20 protein-coding genes are annotated in these 20,328 nt (G+C 64.8%); 13 read left to right on the forward strand and 7 right to left on the reverse strand.

Annotated elements, in window-relative coordinates; translation table 11 throughout:
* Positions 1 to 14 precede the first annotated feature (14 nt).
* From AC1D05_RS29505 to AC1D05_RS29555, 11 genes are all read left to right on the forward strand, one after another.
* The gene (locus tag AC1D05_RS29505; protein ID WP_477445560.1) at positions 15 to 1,511 is read left to right on the forward strand and encodes an aldehyde dehydrogenase family protein; all 1,497 of its coding nucleotides are present in this window, start codon (positions 15 to 17) and stop codon (positions 1,509 to 1,511) included.
* 189 nt (positions 1,512 to 1,700) lie between these two features.
* Positions 1,701 to 1,973: a GIY-YIG nuclease family protein gene (locus AC1D05_RS29510; RefSeq protein WP_477445562.1), complete on the forward strand. Its 273-nt coding sequence runs from the start codon at positions 1,701 to 1,703 to the stop codon at positions 1,971 to 1,973.
* Positions 1,974 to 2,061: 88 nt separating this feature from the next.
* Positions 2,062 to 3,210 carry a GNAT family N-acetyltransferase gene (locus AC1D05_RS29515; RefSeq protein ID WP_477445564.1) on the forward strand — a complete coding sequence of 383 codons (1,149 nt, stop codon included), beginning with the start codon at positions 2,062 to 2,064 and terminating at the stop codon, positions 3,208 to 3,210.
* A 14-nt stretch (positions 3,211 to 3,224) separates the two neighbouring features.
* The gene (locus tag AC1D05_RS29520) at positions 3,225 to 4,052 is read left to right on the forward strand and encodes a MurR/RpiR family transcriptional regulator (protein ID WP_140710033.1); all 828 of its coding nucleotides are present in this window, start codon (positions 3,225 to 3,227) and stop codon (positions 4,050 to 4,052) included.
* The gene (locus AC1D05_RS29525; RefSeq protein WP_477445566.1) at positions 4,036 to 4,932 is read left to right on the forward strand and encodes an N-acetylmannosamine kinase; all 897 of its coding nucleotides are present in this window, start codon (positions 4,036 to 4,038) and stop codon (positions 4,930 to 4,932) included. The genes AC1D05_RS29520 and AC1D05_RS29525 overlap by 17 nt, the downstream gene beginning before the upstream one ends.
* Positions 4,933 to 4,996: 64 nt before the next feature.
* On the forward strand, positions 4,997 to 5,704 hold the full coding sequence (locus AC1D05_RS29530; protein ID WP_477445568.1) for an N-acetylmannosamine-6-phosphate 2-epimerase: 708 nt from the start codon (positions 4,997 to 4,999) through the stop codon (positions 5,702 to 5,704).
* A complete protein-coding gene (locus AC1D05_RS29535; RefSeq protein ID WP_477445570.1) occupies positions 5,701 to 6,717 on the forward strand; it encodes a Gfo/Idh/MocA family protein in 1,017 nt (338 codons plus the stop codon). The genes AC1D05_RS29530 and AC1D05_RS29535 overlap by 4 nt, the downstream gene beginning before the upstream one ends.
* Before the next feature lie 70 nt (positions 6,718 to 6,787).
* Positions 6,788 to 8,080 carry an ABC transporter substrate-binding protein gene (locus AC1D05_RS29540; protein WP_477445572.1) on the forward strand — a complete coding sequence of 431 codons (1,293 nt, stop codon included), beginning with the start codon at positions 6,788 to 6,790 and terminating at the stop codon, positions 8,078 to 8,080.
* 86 nt (positions 8,081 to 8,166) lie between these two features.
* The gene (locus AC1D05_RS29545) at positions 8,167 to 9,030 is read left to right on the forward strand and encodes a carbohydrate ABC transporter permease (RefSeq protein ID WP_477445574.1); all 864 of its coding nucleotides are present in this window, start codon (positions 8,167 to 8,169) and stop codon (positions 9,028 to 9,030) included.
* A complete protein-coding gene (locus AC1D05_RS29550) occupies positions 9,030 to 9,842 on the forward strand; it encodes a carbohydrate ABC transporter permease (protein ID WP_477445576.1) in 813 nt (270 codons plus the stop codon). Before AC1D05_RS29545 ends, AC1D05_RS29550 begins: the two co-directional genes overlap by 1 nt.
* Before the next feature lie 9 nt (positions 9,843 to 9,851).
* Positions 9,852 to 10,913, forward strand: coding sequence for an ABC transporter ATP-binding protein (locus AC1D05_RS29555; protein ID WP_477445578.1), 1,062 nt, complete (start codon positions 9,852 to 9,854; stop codon positions 10,911 to 10,913).
* A gap of 22 nt (positions 10,914 to 10,935) precedes the next feature.
* Here AC1D05_RS29555 and AC1D05_RS29560 read toward each other — a convergent pair whose 3' ends face one another.
* Positions 10,936 to 12,033, reverse strand: coding sequence for a CaiB/BaiF CoA transferase family protein (locus AC1D05_RS29560; protein ID WP_477445580.1), 1,098 nt, complete (start codon positions 12,031 to 12,033; stop codon positions 10,936 to 10,938).
* A 119-nt stretch (positions 12,034 to 12,152) separates the two neighbouring features.
* On the opposite strand from AC1D05_RS29560, the gene AC1D05_RS29565 reads away from it, so the two are divergent.
* Both AC1D05_RS29565 and AC1D05_RS29570 read left to right on the forward strand, forming a co-directional pair.
* Entirely contained in the window at positions 12,153 to 13,175 is a 1,023-nt protein-coding gene (locus AC1D05_RS29565; RefSeq protein ID WP_172349288.1) for an LLM class flavin-dependent oxidoreductase, read from the forward strand.
* Between the two features lie 82 nt (positions 13,176 to 13,257).
* Complete coding sequence (locus AC1D05_RS29570; RefSeq protein WP_477445582.1) at positions 13,258 to 13,905, forward strand: ThuA domain-containing protein; 648 nt, start codon at positions 13,258 to 13,260, stop codon at positions 13,903 to 13,905.
* A gap of 84 nt (positions 13,906 to 13,989) precedes the next feature.
* Here the strand turns inward: AC1D05_RS29570 and AC1D05_RS29575 are convergent, their stop codons facing one another.
* The 6 genes from AC1D05_RS29575 to AC1D05_RS29600 all read right to left on the reverse strand — a co-directional run bounded on the left by AC1D05_RS29575 (position 13,990) and on the right by AC1D05_RS29600 (position 20,323).
* Entirely contained in the window at positions 13,990 to 14,277 is a 288-nt protein-coding gene (locus AC1D05_RS29575; protein ID WP_477445584.1) for a hypothetical protein, read from the reverse strand.
* 12 nt (positions 14,278 to 14,289) lie between these two features.
* Entirely contained in the window at positions 14,290 to 16,314 is a 2,025-nt protein-coding gene (locus AC1D05_RS29580; protein ID WP_477445634.1) for an amidase, read from the reverse strand.
* Between the two features lie 105 nt (positions 16,315 to 16,419).
* Positions 16,420 to 17,499, reverse strand: coding sequence for a Gfo/Idh/MocA family protein (locus tag AC1D05_RS29585; RefSeq protein ID WP_477445586.1), 1,080 nt, complete (start codon positions 17,497 to 17,499; stop codon positions 16,420 to 16,422).
* 63 nt (positions 17,500 to 17,562) lie between these two features.
* Positions 17,563 to 18,327 carry an ATP-binding cassette domain-containing protein gene (locus AC1D05_RS29590; protein WP_477445588.1) on the reverse strand — a complete coding sequence of 255 codons (765 nt, stop codon included), beginning with the start codon at positions 18,325 to 18,327 and terminating at the stop codon, positions 17,563 to 17,565.
* A complete protein-coding gene (locus AC1D05_RS29595) occupies positions 18,324 to 19,328 on the reverse strand; it encodes an ABC transporter permease (RefSeq protein WP_477445590.1) in 1,005 nt (334 codons plus the stop codon). Before AC1D05_RS29595 ends, AC1D05_RS29590 begins: the two co-directional genes overlap by 4 nt.
* Positions 19,325 to 20,323 (reverse strand): sugar ABC transporter substrate-binding protein, encoded by a 999-nt coding sequence (locus AC1D05_RS29600; RefSeq protein WP_477445592.1) that lies wholly within the window; start codon positions 20,321 to 20,323, stop codon positions 19,325 to 19,327. The genes AC1D05_RS29595 and AC1D05_RS29600 overlap by 4 nt, the downstream gene beginning before the upstream one ends.
* Between the last annotated feature and the right edge of the window lie 5 nt (positions 20,324 to 20,328).

A 20,328-nucleotide genomic window follows, 5' to 3' on the forward strand; every position in this document is an offset into this window, starting at 1 on the left:
GTGAGGAGGAAGAGATGACGCTGAGCTTCGACCCGAGGGCGAAGGCCACGACGCTTTATCACGGCGAATTCCGGCCGATGTTCATCGGCGGCAAATGGGTTCCGGCGCAGTCCGGCGAGGAGATGCAGGCGCTCAACCCGGCGACGGGCGAGGTGTTGGCGACGGTGCCGCGTGGCGCGGCCGCCGACGTTGACGCGGCGGTGGCCGCAGCGCGCGCGGCCTTCGAAGGGCCGTGGTCGAAATTCTCGCCCTATGAGCGGCAGTGCGTGCTGTTGCGCATCGCCGATCTGTTCGAAACGCATTGGGAAGAGCTCAGCGTTTCCGACACGCTCGACATGGGCCTGCCGATCACGCGCACGCTGGCCAACCGGCGCCGGGTCATCGGCATGCTGCGCTTCTATGCCGGCATGGCGACCGCGTTGCATGGCGAATCCATCGACAATTCGATCCCTGGCGAGATCGTCTCCTTCACAAGGCGCGAGCCCGTCGGCGTCGTCGGCGCGATCATTCCATGGAACGCGCCGACCGCCGCCTCGATCTGGAAGATCGCGCCGGCGCTCGCCACCGGCTGCACCGTCGTGCTGAAGCCTTCCGAGGACGCATCGCTGACGCCGCTTTTGATCGCGCGGCTGATGCAGGAAGCCGGCGTTCCCGACGGCGTCGTCAACATCGTCACTGGCACCGGCGCCGAGGCCGGCGCGCGGCTCGCCGAACATCCCGACGTCAACAAGATCGTCTTCACCGGCTCGACGCTGACCGGACAAGCGATCGCGCGGGCGGGCGTGACCAACCTCAAGCGCGTTTCGCTGGAGCTTGGCGGCAAGTCGCCGATCATCGTCTCCCGCGACGCCGACATCGACAAGGCGGTTCCCGTCGCGGCGATGGCGGTGTTCGTGCATTCGGGCCAGATCTGCATCGCCGGCTCGCGGCTGTTCGTGGCGCGCGAAATCCATGACGAGTTCGTGCGCCGGGTCGCCGAATTTGCCGGCAAATTGCGCATCGGCCATGGCATCGAGGCGGAGACCGAAATCGGGCCGCTGATCAATGCCAGGCAGGCCGGTAAGGTGGAGGGCTATATCAAGGCCGGCCGCGATGAGGGCGCGGAACTGGTCGCCGGCGGCTCGCGGCTGACGGGCGCGCTTTATGACGGCGGCAATTTCATTGCGCCGACCGTCTTCGGCGCGGTGTCGGACAAGATGACCATCGCGCGCGAAGAGATTTTCGGGCCGGTCATTTCAGCGATGCCGTTCGATACGCTCGACGAGGCGGTGACGCGCGCCAATGCCACGCCCTACGGGCTGGCGGCCGGCATCTTCACCACGCATCTGGGCACCGCGCACAAGCTGGCGCGGCGCATCAAGGCCGGCTCGGTCTGGGTCAACATGTACCATGCCATCGACCCGGCGGTGCCGTTCGGCGGCATGAAGATGTCCGGCTACGGCCGCGAAGGCGGCATCGAGCACCTGCATGAGTATCTGGAGACGAAGTCAGTCTGGATCCAGACCGACTAGGGCTATGCCGATATTCAGGGGAGGCCGGCCTGCGAATGGCGGGTACGCAAACGCCCCTGACTTCGTCATCCTAGGGCGGAGCAGCCGCGAAGCGGCGTCGCGGAGACCCTAGGATCCATTCCGTGACGTCAGTCGGAAATGCAGCGGTCGAGGATAGAAGGCGCTCGTTTTGACAGCTAACGTCCATCCATGACCGGCTATGTCTACATGACCTCGAGCAAACAGCGCGGCACGATCTATATCGGCGTCACCAATGATCTTGGCCGTCGCATGCCCGAACACAAATCCGGGCAAGGGTCGCAGTTCACGAGTCGCTACGGCGTGCAGCGGCTGGTCTGGTATGAGGAATATTTCGATATCACCGATGCTATTCAGCGAGAAAAATCACTGAAGCGCTGGTCAAGGCAGTGGAAGATTGATCTGCCTTTAGGCCGGTCTCCTCACGAGAGCTTGCGGACATAAGCGACGGCTCGATGCCGCAGCTGTGTTGCCGACCATTGCGCATTGGCGATTTCAAGCTATGATGAAAATCGCCAATCGTGAGAGAAATATGAAAAAAAACTCCAAATCTGTCACCGTTGAAGTGGCAACGGCCAGGGATGCGCCCGAAATCGGGCGCCTGCTGAGCTGGGCTTTCGGCTTCAGCAAGGCACGATCCGAGGAATATATCGCCAGTGTCGGGCTTGGCTCGCTCAGGCTGCTGCGCGGCGAAAGTGGGCGTCCGGAAGCCTGCGCGGCACTGCTCGAGACGGCGCATGTCTTTCACGGCAGCCCGGTGCGGGCGGCCAACATCGCGCATGTGGCGATTGCGCCGGACCGTCGCGGCCAGGGGCTGGCGGTGCCTTTCGTCGACGCGTTGTGCGCGGAGGCGCAGGGCAAAGGCGCTGCTATCGCTACGCTGTTTGCTTCGACGCGGCCGGTCTATCGCAAGAGCGGTTTCGAGCTTGCCGGTCATGAGATCATCTATGAAGCCGAGACGGGCAGCCTGCCGGCGGCGAGCAGGCTCGCCTTCGAAAGCGTCGAGCTGGACGATCCACGGCTTGCCGATGCCTACGCCATCAAGGCGAGCCGCGAGGCCGGGCTGCTCAGCCGTGGCTCGGCGCATTGGAACGCGTTGCGGCGCGAACCGACCGATGCGCTTGCTGCCTATCTGGCGGAAGGCGATGCGGCCTATCTGATCCTCGATATGGGCGACGAGGCCCGTCTCGATGTCCGTGACTGGTACGCCGCTTCCCCGGACGCCGCGCAAGGGCTGCTGTCGTTCCTGGCCAGGTTCCGCTCGGTCTACCCGGTCGTGCGCTGGCATGGCGGGCCGCAGGACGATCTGGTGGCCGCGATGCCGGACAAAGGCTGGCGTCTCGCGCATCAGGAGGAATGGCTGTTGCGGGTGCTTGACCCGGCGGCGGCGCTGCGCCAGCGCGGCTATCATGCCGACGACACCAGGCTGGCACTGCGGATCGGGCCAGCGGAGGCGGCGCTGGAGGTCGCGATCAGCGGTGGCGCGGTCGAGGTTCGCGAGTCTGCCGGCGGCTGTCCGACGGTTGCCCTGCAGGCGCCGGCCTTCGTGCAGATATTCACGGGCTTTCGCAATGCCTCGAAACTGGCGCAGTATGGCCAGGTGATCGGTGATGCGGCTGCCATACGTCTGTGTGACCAGCTGTTTGCCGGACCGCCGCCCTGGGTGGCGGAGCACTTTTAGGGAAAAGGAAATTCATGACACATGCGCTGATAGCGTCGCTGAGGGCGGCGGCCGGAGACATGACGCCGGCCTTGGCGCGCGTCGCCGAGACGGTGCTGGCGCAGCCCGACGCCACCTTGCGCCAGAGCATTACCGAGCTTGCCGAGGCCTCCGCCTCGTCCGAGGCCAGCGTCATGCGCTTCTGCCGCGACCAGGGCTTTACCGGCTTCCAGGATTTCAAGCTGGCGCTGGCCAAGGAACTGGCGACCGACGAGCGGGCGCGTGACATCGGCTTGCCGACCGACGACATCCAGCGGCTGGTGGAAACCGCCATCATCTCGCTGCGCGAGACCGAACAGCTGATCGTCCGCGAAGATATCGCCACCGCCTCGCGCCAGCTGCTGGCGGCGACGGCAATCGACTGTTTCGGCATCGCCGCTTCCGCCATCACGGCGCAGTACCTCGCCTACAAGATGACCCGCATCGGCAAGCTCAGCCGCGCGCTGGGTGACGCGCATCTGGCTGTCATGGCGGCGGGAACCACGCAGAAGGGCGCCGTGCAGGTGGTGATCTCGAGTTCGGGCTCGACCATCGACGCGGTACGCATCGCGGAGCTTGCCCGCTCGCAAGGCGCCTTCGTCATCGGCATTTCCAACCGCTCGAAAAGCCCGCTGGTCGCGGCCTGCGACTTGGCCCTGATCGCGTCCTGGCCGGAAACGCCGCTGACCGGCGGCGCGTTTCCGTCGAAGATCAGCCAGCTTCTGATCGTCGATGCGCTGGCGGCCGAGATGATGCGGCAGGATCCGGCGCGGCTCACGCTGCTCGGCCGCACGGCGGAGGTCGTGAGTGACCGCAGCTTCTGATCGTGCGGTCTTCGCCATCGACATTGGCGGGACCAAGATCGCCGCCGCCGAAGTGCGCGGCGGCCGGTTGCACGACAGGCGCCAGACGGCGACGCCGAGAACGGGCAGGGGCGACGATCTGGTCGCGGCGATTGCCGGGCTTGCGCCTAAGCATGCGCTTGACGCTGTCGCCGTTGCCACCACCGGCATCGTCCGCGACGGTGCACTGACCGCGCTCAATCCGCAGACCTTGCCGATCGAGAATGGCTATCCGCTGGCCCGGGCGCTCGAAACGGCGCTTGGCCTAGCGCCGCTGGTCGTCAACGATGCGCAGGCGGCGGCCTGGGCCGAATTCAGCGTCGGCGCCGGCCGCGGCTTTCGCAATTTTGCGTTCTTCACGGTTTCGACAGGCATTGGCTGTGGCTTGGTGATCGACGGCCGCCTGCAGACCGGCGCCACCGGGCTTGCCGGCCATGCCGGGCATATGATGTCCGACCCCGGCGGCGTGATCTGCGGCTGCGGCCGGCGCGGCTGCCTGGAGACGATCGCCTCGGGCACGGCACTCGCCCGTCGCGGCGGTGAGCGGCTCGGCCGCCCGGTTGGCGCGCCCGACCTGTTCGCGGCCGCCAGGCAAGGCGATGGAATGGCTGCCGAGTTGATCGCTTCCGCCGTCGACGCGCTGGTCGACGGCTTCGCTGACCTGACGGCTTCCGTCGACATCGACTGTTTCGCGGTCGGCGGCGGCGTCGGGCTGGCGGAGGGTTTTATCCAGGCCCTGCAGGCGCGTTCCTTGAAGCTTCCGGCGGTTTTCCAGCGCCCGATCGTTGCCGCGCAGGCCGGCGCAGATGCGGGACTGTTGGGGGTCGCGCTGCTCTCTGACGGAAACTTTCATCGAAAATAGTTTATTGACAAAAAGTTTCATCCACGCTTGATTGCAGGGGTAACGCTCGAAGGAGAAACCCCAGGTGCAAGGCGATGTGCTCGCTCAGCTCGATGGAACGCTGGTCGTCTCGTGCCAGGCTGAATCCCACATGCCGCTCGACGCTCCCGAGCACATTGCCGCCATTGCCCGGTCGGTCGTCCTCGGCGGCGCCACCGCTGTGCGCATCGAGGGTGCCGCGAATATAGAGGCCGTCCGCAGGCAGGTCGGCGTTCCCATCATCGGCCTGATCAAGGCGCGTCGCGGCGACACCGAGATCTACATCACCCCGACGCTCGCCAACGTCGCGGCGGTCATCGAGGCCGGCGCCGACATCGTGGCGCTCGACGCCACCAACCGGCCACGCCCGACGGACCTCACGACGATGTTCGGTGCGATCGCGCAGAGGGGACGCCTGTCGATGGGCGACGTCAGCACGCTCGATGAAGGCAAGCGCGCGCTCGATGCCGGCGCTTCGCTCATCAGCACCACAATGGCCGGCTACACGCCTTACTCCAACCAGCAGCGCGGGCCGGATTTCCAGCTCATGGAACAGCTTGCCGGCGCCGGCCTGCCGTTTGTCGCCGAAGGTCGCATCTGGACGCCGCAGGAGGCTGTCCGCTGCTTCGAACTCGGCGCCCGTTTCATCGTCGTCGGCGGCGCTATCACGCGGCCCGACGCCGTCACCCGCGGCTTCGTCGACCAGGTCGCTTCGTGGAGCGCCAATCCGCAATTGAAGAGGAACCAGTCATGATCAAGCGCCGCCGCGTCGCCGTTATCGGTGCGGGCTTCATGGGCTCCATGCATGCCGCGATCTTCGGCAATATGGTCGGCTGCGAACTGGCGGCGATCGTCGATCCCAATCTGGAGCTGGCCGGCGCCGTTGCCGCCAAGGCGCCGGGCTGCAAGGTCTACGCCAGCCATGAGGCGCTGCTGGCGGGGGAGCGCGATCTCGACCTCGTCTCGATCTGCACGCCCGACAATCTGCACCTGGCGCCGGCGGTTGACGTGGCCAAGGCCGGCATCAACATCTTCGTAGAAAAGCCGATCTCCTCCACCGTCGAGGATGCGCGCGCCATCATCGCGGCCTGCGAGGCGGCCAAGGTCAAGCTCGGCATCGGCTATCTCCTGCGCTTCGACCCGCGCTACGCCGCCGCCAAGGAGCTGATGACTTCAGGCAAGATCGGCGACCCGATCCACATCTATGCCCGGCGCAACAGCGCCCGCACCGAAGGCCCCAAGCGCTATGGCGGCAGACTGCCGCTGGCGCTGCATGTCACCGTGCACGATGTCGACATGGTGCTGTGGATGCTCGAAGGGCAACACCCGGTTTCCGTCTATGCCCAGCAGACCGACATTCTGCTCGGCGCGTCGGGCACGCAGGACAGCCTGGCGGCGATCGTGCGCTTCTCCGGCGGCACGGTGGTGAATTTCGAAAGCGCCTGGTCGCTGCCGGCTGGCGCCCGCCACATGATCGATGCCCGCATGGAGCTGATCGGCACCGAAGGGTCGTTCGAGGTGCAGTGCGGCGACAGCGGCCTTTACTACGCCAGCCATGAGACTTCGCGTGAGATCGACACCCAGCACTGGCCTGTCGTCAACGGCCGTCTCGACGGCGACCTGGCGCGTCAGCTCAGCAGCCTGCTTGCCTGGCTGGACGGCGCCGACATGCCGATCGCCAGCGGCCGCGATGGTCTTCGTTCGCTCGAACTCACACTGGCGATGATGCAGTCGGCTGAGAGCGGCGAAATCGTGCGCCTCGGCTAGAGCGCGGTGCTCGGACAAACGCAGAGAATTTGAAACGAGGCCAAAGCGGCCCAACAATGGGAGACGAAAAATGCTTAACAGACGCAATCTATTGATGCTTGGCGTGGCTGCCGCCGCGCTTGCCACGGCCCTGCCGGCCCTGGCACAGGACAAGCCGTTCGACGGGGTGCAATTGTCGGCGCTGCTCGAAGGCCATCCGACGACCGACGCCATCCAAAAGCTGCTGCCGGAATTCAAGCAGGTGACCGGCATCGACGTGGCGCTTGAAGTCGTGCCCGAGCAGGACATCACAGCTAAGGAACTGCTTGAATTCTCGTCCAAATCCGGGCGCTACGATGTCGTCCAGAATAACATCATCTACCTGCCGGGCTTCGTGAAGTCAGGCTATGTCGTGCCGCTCGACGATTTCCTGGCCAAGCACAAGGAGAACTTCGACAAGGCCGATTTCGTGCCCGGCTACTTCAACACCAATGTTGTCGACGGCAAGGTCTACGGGCTTCCGGTCTATGGCGAGAGCACTTTCGTCATGTACCGCAAGGATCTGTTCGAACAGTACGGGCTTGCCGCGCCGAAGACCTTCGACGACATCGCGACCGCGGCCAAGACCATTTCCGAAAAAACCAACAAGCAGGTCGCCGGCATCACCATGCGCGGCCAGCAAGGCATCCAGGGTGTCTATGTCTGGGCTGCCTATCTCTGGGGTTTTGGTGGCTCGTTCCTCGATGCCAACGGCAAGTCGGCGCTGGCAACGCCTGAGGGCATCGCCGCACTCGATGCCTTCACCAAGCTGCTGAAGGATTACGGTCCGGTCGGCGTCGCCAATTTTGGCTGGGAAGAAAACCGGCTGCTGTTCCAGCAGGGCAAAGCGGCAATCACGCTCGATGCCACCGTCAACGGCGCCTACAATGAGGACCCGACCGTCTCGACGGTTGTCGGCAAGGTCGGCTACGTGCCGGTGCCGATGAAGTCCGCCTCGCCGAAGGGCGGTTCGTCCTCGCTCGCCGTGCATTCGATGTATGTCTCGGCCGAATCCAAGAACCAGGAAGCGGCAGCACTGTTCGCCGCCTGGGCGACCGCCAAGGAGCAGCAGCTGAAGGCGATCGAGACCGATCCCAATTCCGGCGTGACCTCGCTTTCTGTGCTGAACAGCGACGCGTTCGGCAAGCGCTACGGCGCCTTCAAGGATGGCATGATCGCGGCCATCAACGCCGGCAATCCGCAATATCTGCCGACGGTCGAACAGGCCAACGAGATCATCAACAACACCGGCATCGCCGTCTCCAAGGCGCTTGCCGGCACGGCCAGCGCCACTGACGCCTTGAAGGAGGCGGACGAGGCCAACAACGCCGCGCTCGCCCGCTAGGCGGGCAGGCGTGCCCTGCCGCGTGCGCTCCCTGTGCGCGGCAGGGCGAAATCCTCAACTGATGGATTGAGACCGTGGCGACAACAGTGTCGGATCCGACGAAGCATTTCTTCCAGCCGATCATCGTCTGCCTGACCGTGGCATCGGTCGCGCTGACGCTGTTCGTGATCTGGATTTCGCTGCACGATCTGTCGCTGATGCGCGCCGGGCGTGAGAAGTTTGTCGGCCTCGACAATTACCTGCGCTTCTTCGGCGATCCCCGCGCCATGGCCGCACTGTGGCGCACGGTGCTGTTCACGACGCTGGCGACGGTGATCGAGATCGCGCTCGGGCTTGGCGTCGTGCTCTTCCTCGACCGCGACTTCGCCATGAAGCGGCTGGTGCGGACGCTGCTCCTGGTCCCCATCATCATGACGCCGGTGGTGGTCGGCCTGACCTGGCGCTTCCTGTTCGATCCCGCCACCGGCATGGCGAATTATCTCTTGTCGCTGGCCGGCATATCCCAGGTTGACTGGCTGGGCAGTCCTCAACTGGCGTTGTTTTCGGTGCTGATCGCCGACATCTGGCAGTGGACGCCCTTCGTCATCCTGCTGGTCATGGCGGCGTTGGAATCAGCGCCCACCGATCCGCTCAATGCAGCCCGCGTGGACGGCGCGCGCGAATGGCAGGTGACCTGGTATGTGCTGCTGCCGATGCTGCGCCGGGCGCTGGCCATCGTCGCGCTGATCCGGGCGATCGACAGCATCAAGGCCTTCGACCTGTTCTACATCATGACGCGCGGCGGGCCGGCGCTGTCGACCGAAACGCTGAACTATTACGGCTACATCGTCGCCTTCACCAATTTCGACATTTCCTATGCGCTGGCCATCGCCGTCATCCTGACCATCTTCACCAATGTCGCGCTGCTGACCATGTACAGTGTTCTGTTTCCGAAAGCGGGAGAGCGCTGATGGGCCGGCGCGCGGTTTTCTATATCGGGCTGCTCATGCTTTTGCTGGCAGTGCTGTTCCCGCTCTACTGGGTGGTGGTGACCTCGTTCAAGACGACGCGCGATGCCTTCGCCATCCCGCCGGTCTGGCTGTTCAGCCCGACGCTCGACAATTACCGCACGGTGTTTGCCAATCGTGGCTTCCTCAGCGCCTTCGCCAACTCCTTCATCATCTCCATCCTGTCCAGCGCGCTGGCAGTGGCCATCGGCTCGGTCGCCGCCTATGGGCTGGCGCAGCAGCCGGGCGACCTGCGCCGCTCCAAGGAAAAGTTCATCCTCAGCCTGCGCATCGCGCCGGCGCTGCTGTTCGTTATTCCGATGTACTATCTGGCGACGCGCATCGGCGCGCTCAACCAGCACTGGCTGCTGATCGCCGCCTACGCCTTCGTCAATGTGCCGTTCGCCATATCGCTGCTGATCACCTTCTTCGACGACATCCCGAAGGAATTGCGCGATGCGGCCCGTGTCGACGGCGCGCGCGAGTTCAGCGTTTTCTGGCATGTCTATTTGCCTGCGGCGCGCGGCGGCATGGTGGCGACACTGATCCTGTGCGTGCTGTTCACCTGGAACGAATTCTTCGTCGCCCTGGTGCTGACCGGCCGCGACACGCAGACCTTGCCGGTCTCCATCACCTCGTTCCTGACCTTCCAGGGCATCCAGTGGGGCGCGCTGACGGCCGCCGCCACGCTCATCATGCTGCCGATGATCGTGCTTGGCGTTCTGGTGCAGGGGCAGATCGTGCGCGGCATGACGCTGGGCAGCGTGAAGGGCTGAGGGGATACGATGGCGAATTTGTCTATACGGTCGGTGTCGAAATCCTACGGTGCGGTCAACGTGCTCGACGATGTCTCGGTCGAGGTCGATGAGGGCTCCTTCGTCGTGCTGCTCGGGCCGTCGGGATGCGGGAAGTCGACGCTGCTGCATGCGATTGCCGGGCTGAACCCGATAGATTCCGGCACCATCGTCATCGGCGACCGCAACGTTACCAATCTTCCCGCGCGGGAGCGCGACGTGGCGATGGTGTTTCAGTCCTACGCGCTCTATCCGACCATGTCTGTGGCCGAGAACATCGCCTTTCCGTTGAAGATGCGCGGGCTCGACCGCAAGACGTCAGGCGAGAAGGTCGATGCGGTGGCGAAGCTGCTGCAGATCGAACCCCTGCTGGGTCGCAAACCACGCGAGTTGTCCGGCGGTCAGCGCCAGCGCGTCGCCATCGGCCGGGCGCTGGTGCGCGATCCCAGGCTGTTCCTGTTCGACGAGCCGTTGTCCAATCTCGACGCGGCGCTGCGCACCGAGTTGCGCGCCGAGATCAAGCGCCTGCACCAGTCGATTCGCCGCACCATGGTCTATGTGACGCATGATCAGACCGAGGCGCTGACGCTCGCCGACAAGATCGTCGTGCTCAAGGCCGGCAAGATCGAGCAGATCGGCACGCCGCTGTCGCTTTATGACGATCCAGACAATGCCTTCGTCGCCGGCTTCATCGGTTCGCCGCGCATGAACTTCCTCAGGGCAAGCGTGGTTGAAGACGGCAAAGCCGTGCTCGTCGGTGATGCCAGGGTCGACGTCTCGCATCTTGTCGCGAAGCTCGTCGGCGGCCAGCAGGTCACGCTGGGCATCAGGCCGGAGCATCTCGACGAAAAGCAGGGCGTTGAGCTCGCGCTTGCCGTCGATGTCACCGAGCGCCTGGGATCGACCTCCTATGTGCATGGCGTTCTGCCGAGCGGCGAAACGGTGGTCGCCGAACGGCGCGAGGACCAGCCGCGTTTCGGCGAGACGATCACGCTGCGCTTCCTGCCCAACCGCACACGCATCTTCGACGCGCAAGGGCTGCGTGTTCGCTGATCCCGGCGCTGTCTGCTTGATTTCAATGGCTTTTGGCTGAATCCGCCAGTTCGACGCGAATCTCCGCGCCATGTTCGTCGCGTGCGGGGCTCTTCGCCGGCGTCTTTTGCGCCCATCCGGAAAAACGTGGAGCGGCGGCGGCCTGCAAGATGCCGTCCACCTTCAGCCACGAGCCGCGCGCGGCCATGTGCGGATGCAGCGCCGCCTGCCATGGATCGAGCACTGGGGAGACGCAAGCGTCCGAGCCCTCGAACAGGCTGGTCCACTCGTCGCGGGTTTTTGCGGCGAAGATCGCCGCCAGACGGTTGCCGAGGTTTGGCCAGAGATTGCGATCGAATTGGTTGGCGAATTGCTGATCGGCGGCGAGGTCAAGCCGGTCGAGGAACAGCGCATAGAATTTCGGCTCGATGCACTGGACGCTGATGAAGCCGCCGTCGGAGGTGCGGTAGACGCGGCACCAATGCGGCCCGTCGAGAAGGCTTTTGCCGCGCTCGGCGGCAAGCCCGTCGAGTTGGCCAAGCGCCATCAACAGGTTCATCATGTGGGCCGAACCGTCGACAATCGCCGCGTCGACCACGGTGCCTTCACCGCTTACGCGCGCGTTGATGATGGCTGCCAGCATGCCGATCACCAGATAGAGCGCGCCACCACCGATGTCACCGACCAGCGTCGGCGGCGCCATTGGCGGCTCTCCCGGCAAGGAGGCATACCAGAGCGCGCCCGACACGCCGGTATAATTGATGTCATGGCCGGCGGTGCGGGCCAGCGGACCGTCCTGGCCCCAGCCGGTCATGCGGCCGTAGACCAGCCGCTTGTTGGCCGCGCGGCAGACATCCGGGCTGAGGCCGAGACGCTCCATGACGCCGGGCCGGAACCCTTCGATCAGCCCATCGGCGGTGGCGATCAGGTGCATCAGCAAGGCGACATCGTCGGCATCCCTGAGATCGAGCGCGATGGAGCGCTTGCCGCGATCGAGCAGCGAGCGTTCGGGGAGGCCTGGCACGGGCGCCTGCTTGCGATGGACGACGATGATTTCGGCGCCGAGATCGGCGAGCAGCATGCCGGCGAAGGGCGCCGGCCCGAGCGCCTCGATCTCGACGATTCGCGTCCCCTTCAGCATTCCACCCTCCACGGCGTTCAACCCCTGGTATGGCGCACTTTGGTATCGCGCAGGGCGACGGTGTGTAACCCCGCTGTTTGGGCATTGAAGCACGTGCCGCTCGCATATACTTCAGGGCCATGAAAAAAATCGGTTTCCTGTCATTCGGGCACTGGACGCCCTCGTCGCAATCGCAAGTGCGCTCGGCTTCCGACGCGCTGCTGCAATCCATCGATCTCGCCGTCGCCGCCGAGCAATTGGGCGCCGACGGCGCCTATTTCCGCGTGCATCATTTTGCCCGCCAGCTCGCCTCGCCATTCCCGCTTTTGGCGGCGGTAGGCGCCAAGACCAGCCGCATCGAGATCGGCACGGCGGTCATCGACATGCGCTATGAGAATCCGCTCTACATGGCCGAGGATGCGGGTGCGGCCGACATCATCGCCGGCGGGCGGTTGCAACTTGGCATCAGCCGTGGTTCGCCCGAACAGGTGATCGATGGCTGGCGCTATTTCGGCTACCAGCCGCAGGAAGGCAAAAGCGACGCCGACATGGCGCGGCATCATGCCGAGGTTTTTCTCGACACGCTGCGCGGCGAGGGCTTCGCGCAGCCCAATCCACGGCCGATGTTCCCCAACCCGCCCGGGCTGCTGCGGCTCGAGCCGCATTCGGAAGGCCTGCGCGAGCGCATCTGGTGGGGGGCCGCCACCAACGCCACTTCGGAATGGGCGGCAAAGCTCGGCATGAATTTGCAAAGCTCGACGCTCAAATTCGACGAGACCGGCAAACCCTTCCACATCCAGCAGGCCGAACAGATCCGCGTCTATCGCGAGGCTTGGAAGGCGGCCGGCCACGCGCGCGAGCCGCGCGTCTCGGTCAGCCGCAGCATCTTCGCGCTGGTCGATGACCGCGACCGCGCCTATTTCGGCCGTGGCAATGAGAGCCGCGACCAGATCGGCTTCATCGAAGAAAACACCAGGGCGATCTTCGGGCGCAGCTATGCTGCCGAGCCGGACGTGCTGATCAAGGAACTGGCGCAGGACGAGGCGATCGCCGAAGCCGACACACTGCTGCTCACCGTGCCCAACCAGCTCGGCGTCGACTACAACGCCCATGTCATCGAGGCGATCCTGACCCACGTCGCGCCGGCGCTGGGCTGGCGCTGACGGCCGCGCCGGCGCTGGGCTGGCGCTGACGGCCGCGCCGTGTAACCATCGACCGCGGCGGGCGATTCAGGAGGTTCACAGCATGCCAAAGAAGGCCCTGATTGCCTGGGGCGGCTGGGAAGGCCATACGCCCGAGCGCAGCGCCAATGTCATCCGAGCCTTGCTCGAGCGCAACGGGTTTGATGTCACGCTGGGCGAAGGCACGGCGCTATTTGGCGACCCGGAATTGCCGTCCTACGATCTCATCGTGCCGGTCATCACCATGTCGACGATCGAGAAGGGCGAGCTGCAGAACCTGACGCAGGCGGTTCGCGGAGGAAGCGGGCTCGGCGGCTTTCACGGCACGATGGGCGACAGTTTTCGCAACGAGCCCGACTATCAGTTCATGACCGGCGGCCAATGGGTAGCGCATCCCGGCAATATCATCGACTATCAGGTAACCGTCACCCGGCGGGACGATCCGATCACCAAAGGCGTCAGTGATTTCGCCTACCGGTCGGAGCAGTATTACATGCATGTCGACCCAAGCAACGAGGTGCTGGCGACGACGACTTTCACCGACGCGCATTTTCCCGGGATCGATGGTGTTGTCATGCCAGTGGTCTGGAAGCGGCGGTACGGCGCTGGGAAGGTATTTTACAGTTCGCTTGGGCACACGGCGGATGAGTTCGCGGTGCCGGAAATGGCCTTGATTGTGGAGCGCGGTTTGCTTTGGGCGGCGCGGGGGTAGCAGCCGCCTGTCGCCTTTTGCAAGGCTGTGGCGGAACCGTGCCTCGTTACCAGTCGGCGATGCAGTCGTCTCCGCTGCGCTTGGTCATTCAAGGATGGAGCGAAGGGTGATGTACATGCCCCAAACACCTGCGCCGATACCCACTCCAAAGACCACAATTACCAGGCGTTTTTCGACACTCGAAGTCGAGGGTTTCAGCTTCTCCTGAAGCAGCGTCCATCCACAGAAAACGGCAAGGATGGTGGCCATAATGAACATCGCTACAAAGATGCTTTTAGGGTAGAAGGGCCGCAACAGAATGCCCGCAATTCCAACCGCGAGATTGGCGGTAACCAGTGCCCTGTAATGGCGGGGAAGACGTGGCTGGTTCATGCGGCAGCTCCCTTACCCGATCCCACCGGTAACCACATAGCCGCCACCGGTGCGCCCATCCGCCAGCCGCACCACCGCTGTCACGATCGAGCCGTACGAGTCGCGCCAGACGCTGTGGAACCGCTTGTGCTCTGCGGCCGGAACGAGGGTACTCGCGCTGAAGCGCGTGCCGCTTCGCTGCATCGCGACGGGCTCTCCGTTGACATGCACCTTGACGCTGGCGTTCTCCGCCTCCGCGTCGCCGGGCAAGTCCAGCGTGATGGTGATCTCGTTCTGATCGCCGGAGGCTCGTGTCTCGGCGGCAAGTGCGAAAGCAAGCGGTGGCGCCGCGCTGCCACTGGCATGACTGGACCGTCCTGAAAACGCATCATCGGCCAGCTCCGGCGTGCGCGGTGGGCGCGTGCGCCGCTGGGTCGACCGTTCGTAATCGCCGGCCATGCGCAGCAGCCTTTCATCGTCATAGGCCTTGCCGGCGAAGGTGAGGCCGACCGGCATGCCGATGTCGGCCATGGTGCCCATCGGCACGGTGACGGTCGGGATGCCGAAATGGCGCCAGACCAGATTGCCGTTGGCGACCCAGGTGCCGTTGCGCCAGGCGAGTGCCGCAGACGCCTCGTTGATGTCGGCATCGGCCGAGCCGACATCCGCGGCGGCGGGCAGCACCACGGCGTCGATGCCTTGCGCGTCGAGCCACTCCTCAAAATCGATCCGCCTTGTCGCCTCCAGCCCCTTCAGGCCGTCTTCAAGCGTCGGGATTTCCTTGAAGGGCGTGACGCCGGATTTGGCCCGCTCGACATATTCCGCCAGGTCGAAGCCGCCTTCATAGCGGTCGGGCAGCGTGCCCGGCGGCTGCGGGAAGATTTTCGGGCCGTCGACCGAGGCGAGATCAGGCAAAGTCGGGTCGGCATTGGCACGCAAAAAATCGTCCCAGCCCCAGATGCAGAGATCCCAGAGTTCGCGGTCTGCGAATTCTTGCGGAACCAGCCCGCGCTCGACCATGGTGTGGGCACCGGGGCGGTCGCGCTCATAGTTGGAGACCACGGGGAAATCGACCTCCACCACTTCGGCGCCAAGCCGTTTGAGGTCGGCCGCCGCCTGTTCCCATAGCGCAATAACCGAGGCGCGGGTTTCGATCGGCCAGTCGGCTTCGGTGTCCCTGCCGATATACATTCCTGGCACGCCAAGCCGTTTGCCTTTCAACGATCCTGGAAGCGCCAGATCGGCATAGCGTTGCGGCCGCACTTGAGAGCTTTTCGGCAGGGCGACCCAGGGCTGCGCGCGCCAGAAATCGCCTCGCGTTTCGGGATCGTCGGCAACGATCACATCGAGCAGTTCGAGCATGTCGGGCACGCTGCGCGTGTGCGGTACGACGACATCCATGGTCGGCACCAGCGGCCAGTTGCCGCGCACCGAGATGACGCCGCGCGACGGCGTGTAGGCGACCAATGCGTTGTTGCTGGCCGGCGCGCGGCCGGACGACCAGGTTTCCTCGCCGAGCCCGAAGGCGCAGAAGCTGGCTGAAGTCGCTGTGCCGGAGCCGTTCGACGAACCTGACGCGAAGGCGGCGGTGAGATAGTCGGCATTGTAGGGGCTTTCGGCGCGGCCATAAACGCCGCGCTGCATGCCGCCATTGGCCATGGGCGGCATGTTGGTGAGGCCGATCAGCACGGCACCACCGGCGCGCAGGCGGGCGATGGTGAAGGCATCCTCATTGGCGACGAGATGTTCGAAGGCCGGCGAGCCGGCCGCGACCGTCAGGCCTGATACCTTGTAGCTGTCCTTGGCGGTGTAGGGGATGCCGTCGAGCGGCCCTAGTGTAGCATCGGTGCGACGCCGCTCGTCGGAGACGGCCGCTTCCGCGAACATGTCAGGATTGAGCACCGGGACGGCGTTGAGGGCGATGCCGTGACGGTCGAAATGCGCAATCCGCCTGAGATACGCACCGACCAGCTCGACGCTGGTGACGAGGCCGTCGTCCAGCGCGCGGCGCAGTTGGCCGATCGTTGCTTCGACGAGATGAAGGCTGGCATCGGTCATCATGAATCCAGGGCTGTTGTCGCCCGCCATGGATGAGCGAGGCTGCCGGCTTCGGCAAGAGCCAATCAGCAGTCTTTGTTTCTGTAGCCGTCCTTTCGGTTTGGTTCAGCCGCGCTCTTTCATGCGCTCGATGATTTCGGCCATCAGCGCCAGGTCGCGCCGCGAGTCGGCGAGGTCGGTCAGCGGTTTGGTGCCTTCCGCGATGTGGCGGTGCAAAATCTCCAGCTCGTTGGAGAAGGCGTCGCCATAGAGCGGCCCGAAGCTTTTGGTCACCGGGCCGAGCGGGCCGGCTTCGGTCACCTCCAGCCGGGTCGGCAGGCTGCGGATATAGGGCGTGTCGTAGATGATGCGCACGCGCCTGGTGTTGGAGCGCACTTCGATCATGGCGTCGAACAGGCCGAGATCATCGACCACAGCGTCATAGAGGCAGGCGAAATGGCCGTAGTCGAAGGTGACCGACGTGTTGGCGCCGCCATTGGTGCGGTGCGCGGCCACCACGCCTTTGGGCTCGCCGATGAGCCCGCGCATCGCCGAGATATGGTGCGACGACAGCGCCGTCAGCCCGCGATAGGCGCGCACCAGGTCGGCGGGCGCGTCAGGGCCCACCACCTCGCGGATCAGCGCATCCCGCTCCTTGGCGCCGTGTGCCAGCAGGGCTGGGTCGATGTCCCGGGGATAAAGGACATTCTGGCTCTGCTTGAGGAAATGCCGGCCTTCCGAAATCAGATCGAAGATGCGGACATGGGTGATGTCGGCGTGGTCGGGCAATTCGCCCCTGGCCGCCAGATAGGCTGGCGCGTAACGGCGCATATAGCCGACGAACAGGGTCTTCTTGTAGGCCGGCATCAGCGCCAGCAGCTCGTCGATCTCGCGCACCGTGAGACAAGCGGGCTTTTCCAGCAGGATGTGCTTGTCGGCTTGCATGGCCGCGCGCACGAAGCGGCTGTGGGTGTCGTCGGACGACAGCACGAAGACCACATCGATATCGGGTGAGTTGATCAGCGCCTCGGCGGTTTCGAAGGCTTTTGCCGTCGCATGTTGCGAGGTGATGAGCGACACCAGACTTGGCGAAACATCATACACGCCCGCGATTACCCAGCGATCACGCTGGTCGGCCAGAACCGGCAGATGGATCGACTGCGCGACTTCTCCAAGACCCACAAGCCCGACACGAAGTGGTGCCACTCTAAAACTCCCTGATTTCATTTCCGGCCTAGGCGGCCAACGGTTGATTTCACGATTGGGCGGTCACGCCGCGCCGGTGACCAGCGCGACGAGTTCGTTGCCCGTGGTCTCGGAGGCGCGCACGGTCGCAGCCATCTTTCCCGCCCGCATCACCCAGATCTGGTCGGACAGGCGCCGCACCTGATCGAAATTGTGGCTGACCAGGATGACCGAGACCGACTGTTCGCGCAGGCGCCGGATCAGCGCCTCGACATTGGCGGTCTCCTGCACGCCGAGCGCTGCCGTCGGTTCGTCCATCACCACCAGCTTGGCGCCGGAGCCGACGGCGCGGCAGATCGAGATCGCCTGCCGCTGGCCGCCCGACAGGCGGCGCACACGCTGGTTGATCGACGGCACGTTGATCGACAGGCGCGACAGCATGGCGCGCGCCTCGCGTTTCATCGCCTTGCGGTCGAGGAACGCGAAGGGGCCGATGCGGCGCACGAGTTCGCGGTTGAGAAACAGGTTCTGCGCCACCGTCAGCTCGTCGATCAGCGCCAGGTTCTGGTGCACGGTCTCGATGCCGGCCTTGCGCGCGCCGTCCGGGTTGGAGAAGGGATGTTCCCGGCGGTCGAAGACGATCGAGCCGGCATCCGGCACATGCACGCCGACCAGGCAGCGGATCAGCGTCGACTTACCGGCGCCATTGTCGCCGATGACGGCGGTGACCTCGCCGCGACGGGCCTGGAAGGCGACATCGGTGAAGGCGCGCACGCCGCCGAAATGCTTGCTCAGGCCGTCGCAGGCGATGATGGCGTCGGAGGCCGGGGAGGGGCTGACGGCGCTCATTTCTGGTACCGCATGATCAGCGCTGCCAGCACCACGATGGCGCCCACGGCAAGCGGTTGGTAAAAGGCCGAGACGTTGAGCAAGGTCAGGCCGTTGACCAGCGCCGTCAGCATCAGCGCGCCGATGGCCGGGCCCAATATGCTGGCGCGGCCGCCGAACAGGCTGACGCCGCCAAGCACCACCGCCGCCACGGAATTCAGGAGCAGGCTGGTGTTGATCTGCGGCTCGGCCGAGCCGATGCGGGCGACCAGAAGGATGGCCGCGAGGCCGGCGCAGAAACCAGAAATGGTGTAGGCGGCGATCTTGACCCGGTTGGTGCGGATGCCGAGAGCGCCGGCGCTCTCGACCTGGCCGCCGGTCGCCAGCAGATGCACGCCGAAGCGCGTGTGGTAGAGCGCGATATGCGCTGCAATGACGGCCGCAATCGCCACCCAGACCGGATAGCCGAACGGCCCGAACGAGCCGGAGGCGAGCTTCAGCAGGAAGGTGGAGCCGACCATGGTCGGTTCGCCGCCCGACATGATGAGACCAAGCCCGGTGATGGCCGACAGCGTGCCGAGCGTCACCACGAAGTCAGGAATCTTTCCAACGGTGATGATGAGGCCGTTGAGGAAGCCGATGGCGCTGGTGGCGAGTACCGCGAGCACACAGGCGATGAAGATGCCGTAGCCCGCCGCATTGACGAGGCCAAGCACGATGGCGCCAAGCATGACGGCTGCCGCCAGCGACAGGTCGATGCCTGAGGTCGCGACGACGAAGGTCTGGCCGATCGACAGCACCGTCAGGATCGCAGCCGCCAGCAGCAATGCCTGGAGGTTGGCGATGCTGAGGAAGACCGGCTGGGCGATGCCGAAGACGATGACGAGACCGACCAGGCCGACGACGGATGCCCAGTCGGCCCAGAAGGAAGGATCCAGGAGGAGAGCCGACAGGGAGGGGCGGCTCTCCTCCGCCGCGCCCGCCGAATGGGCGACGGGCGCGTTGTCTGTGGAATTGCTCACTTCAACATCTCGCGGAAAGGATCGGGATAATCGCCGCCGGGGCGCGGAAAATTCTTCAGCGAGGCATCGGCATTGGCCTTGTTGATCAGGAGCACGGGCGCGGGCACGTTAGCGGGCAGTTCCTTGCCCTTGGCGGCCAACGCACAGGCTTCCACGCCCATGGCGCCGACGACATAGGGATATTGCGCCACGGTGGCCGTGAGTTCGCCAGCGGCGATCGACTTCAGCGCGTCGACAATGCCGTCGAGGCCGATCACCTTGACGTCCTTGCCGGAGGTCTGCACGGCGCGTTCGACGCCGAGCGCCATGATGTCGTTGGCGGCGAAGAAGCCAGCGAGATCGGGGTGGGCGGCCAGGATGTCGGTGGCGGCGGTCAACGCCTTCTCACGATCCCAGTCGGCACTCACCATCACCACCACTTCGAGCTTGCCTTCGACGGCCTGCTTGAAGCCCTTGATGCGGGCATTGGAGCCGACATCGCCGACGATACCGGCGATCAGCGCGACCTTGCCGCCCTTCGGCACCAGCTTCAGCATTTCCTCGCCGGCCAGCGCGCCGGCGGCGACATTGTCGGTGCCGATATAGGTGGAGACGGCAAAGCCGGCGGCCTTGGCCTGTTCGGCGTCGATGGTCGAGTCGATGTTGACGATCGGCTTCTTCTTCTGGGCGACCGGCACCAGTGCCTGGACGAGGTTGGAGACGCTGATCGGGTTGACCAGATAGCAATCGAAGTCCTGCATGGCCATTGCGGTCAGGCGGTCGGCCTGGCCGGTGGCGTCGCCCATATTGGCGGCTGCCTGGACGCTGACATTGACGCCGTTGGCCTTGCCCTGCTCCTCGATGCCCTTCTGCATGGTTTGGAAGAAGGGGTTGTCGAGGCCTTTGACAATGGCCGCGACCTTCGCCGCGTCCTCGGCATGGGCCGAGACGATGGTTGCCAGCAGGCCCGCGCCAAGCAGGCCTGTGCCGAGCTTCAAGCCATTAAATACGCTCATGGTTT

It is taken from the genome of Mesorhizobium sp. P2_E9 (assembly GCF_056403815.1).

Bases quoted from the DNA above. Each gene is read 5' to 3' on its own strand.
- AC1D05_RS29560 (WP_477445580.1), bottom strand. From the start codon at position 12,033: ATGCTGAAGGGGACGCGAATCGTCGAGATCGAGGCGCTCGGGCCGGCG.
- AC1D05_RS29555 (WP_477445578.1), top strand. From the start codon at position 9,852: ATGGCGAATTTGTCTATACGGTCGGTGTCGAAATCCTACGGTGCGGTC.
- AC1D05_RS29565 (WP_172349288.1), top strand. From the start codon at position 12,153: ATGAAAAAAATCGGTTTCCTGTCATTCGGGCACTGGACGCCCTCGTCG.
- AC1D05_RS29570 (WP_477445582.1), top strand. From the start codon at position 13,258: ATGCCAAAGAAGGCCCTGATTGCCTGGGGCGGCTGGGAAGGCCATACG.
- AC1D05_RS29520 (WP_140710033.1), top strand. From the start codon at position 3,225: ATGACACATGCGCTGATAGCGTCGCTGAGGGCGGCGGCCGGAGACATG.
- AC1D05_RS29515 (WP_477445564.1), top strand. From the start codon at position 2,062: ATGAAAAAAAACTCCAAATCTGTCACCGTTGAAGTGGCAACGGCCAGG.
- AC1D05_RS29535 (WP_477445570.1), top strand. From the start codon at position 5,701: ATGATCAAGCGCCGCCGCGTCGCCGTTATCGGTGCGGGCTTCATGGGC.
- AC1D05_RS29575 (WP_477445584.1), bottom strand. From the start codon at position 14,277: ATGAACCAGCCACGTCTTCCCCGCCATTACAGGGCACTGGTTACCGCC.
- AC1D05_RS29540 (WP_477445572.1), top strand. From the start codon at position 6,788: ATGCTTAACAGACGCAATCTATTGATGCTTGGCGTGGCTGCCGCCGCG.
- AC1D05_RS29590 (WP_477445588.1), bottom strand. From the start codon at position 18,327: ATGAGCGCCGTCAGCCCCTCCCCGGCCTCCGACGCCATCATCGCCTGC.
- AC1D05_RS29550 (WP_477445576.1), top strand. From the start codon at position 9,030: ATGGGCCGGCGCGCGGTTTTCTATATCGGGCTGCTCATGCTTTTGCTG.
- AC1D05_RS29600 (WP_477445592.1), bottom strand. From the start codon at position 20,323: ATGAGCGTATTTAATGGCTTGAAGCTCGGCACAGGCCTGCTTGGCGCG.
- AC1D05_RS29580 (WP_477445634.1), bottom strand. From the start codon at position 16,314: ATGACCGATGCCAGCCTTCATCTCGTCGAAGCAACGATCGGCCAACTG.
- AC1D05_RS29505 (WP_477445560.1), top strand. From the start codon at position 15: ATGACGCTGAGCTTCGACCCGAGGGCGAAGGCCACGACGCTTTATCAC.
- AC1D05_RS29510 (WP_477445562.1), top strand. From the start codon at position 1,701: ATGACCGGCTATGTCTACATGACCTCGAGCAAACAGCGCGGCACGATC.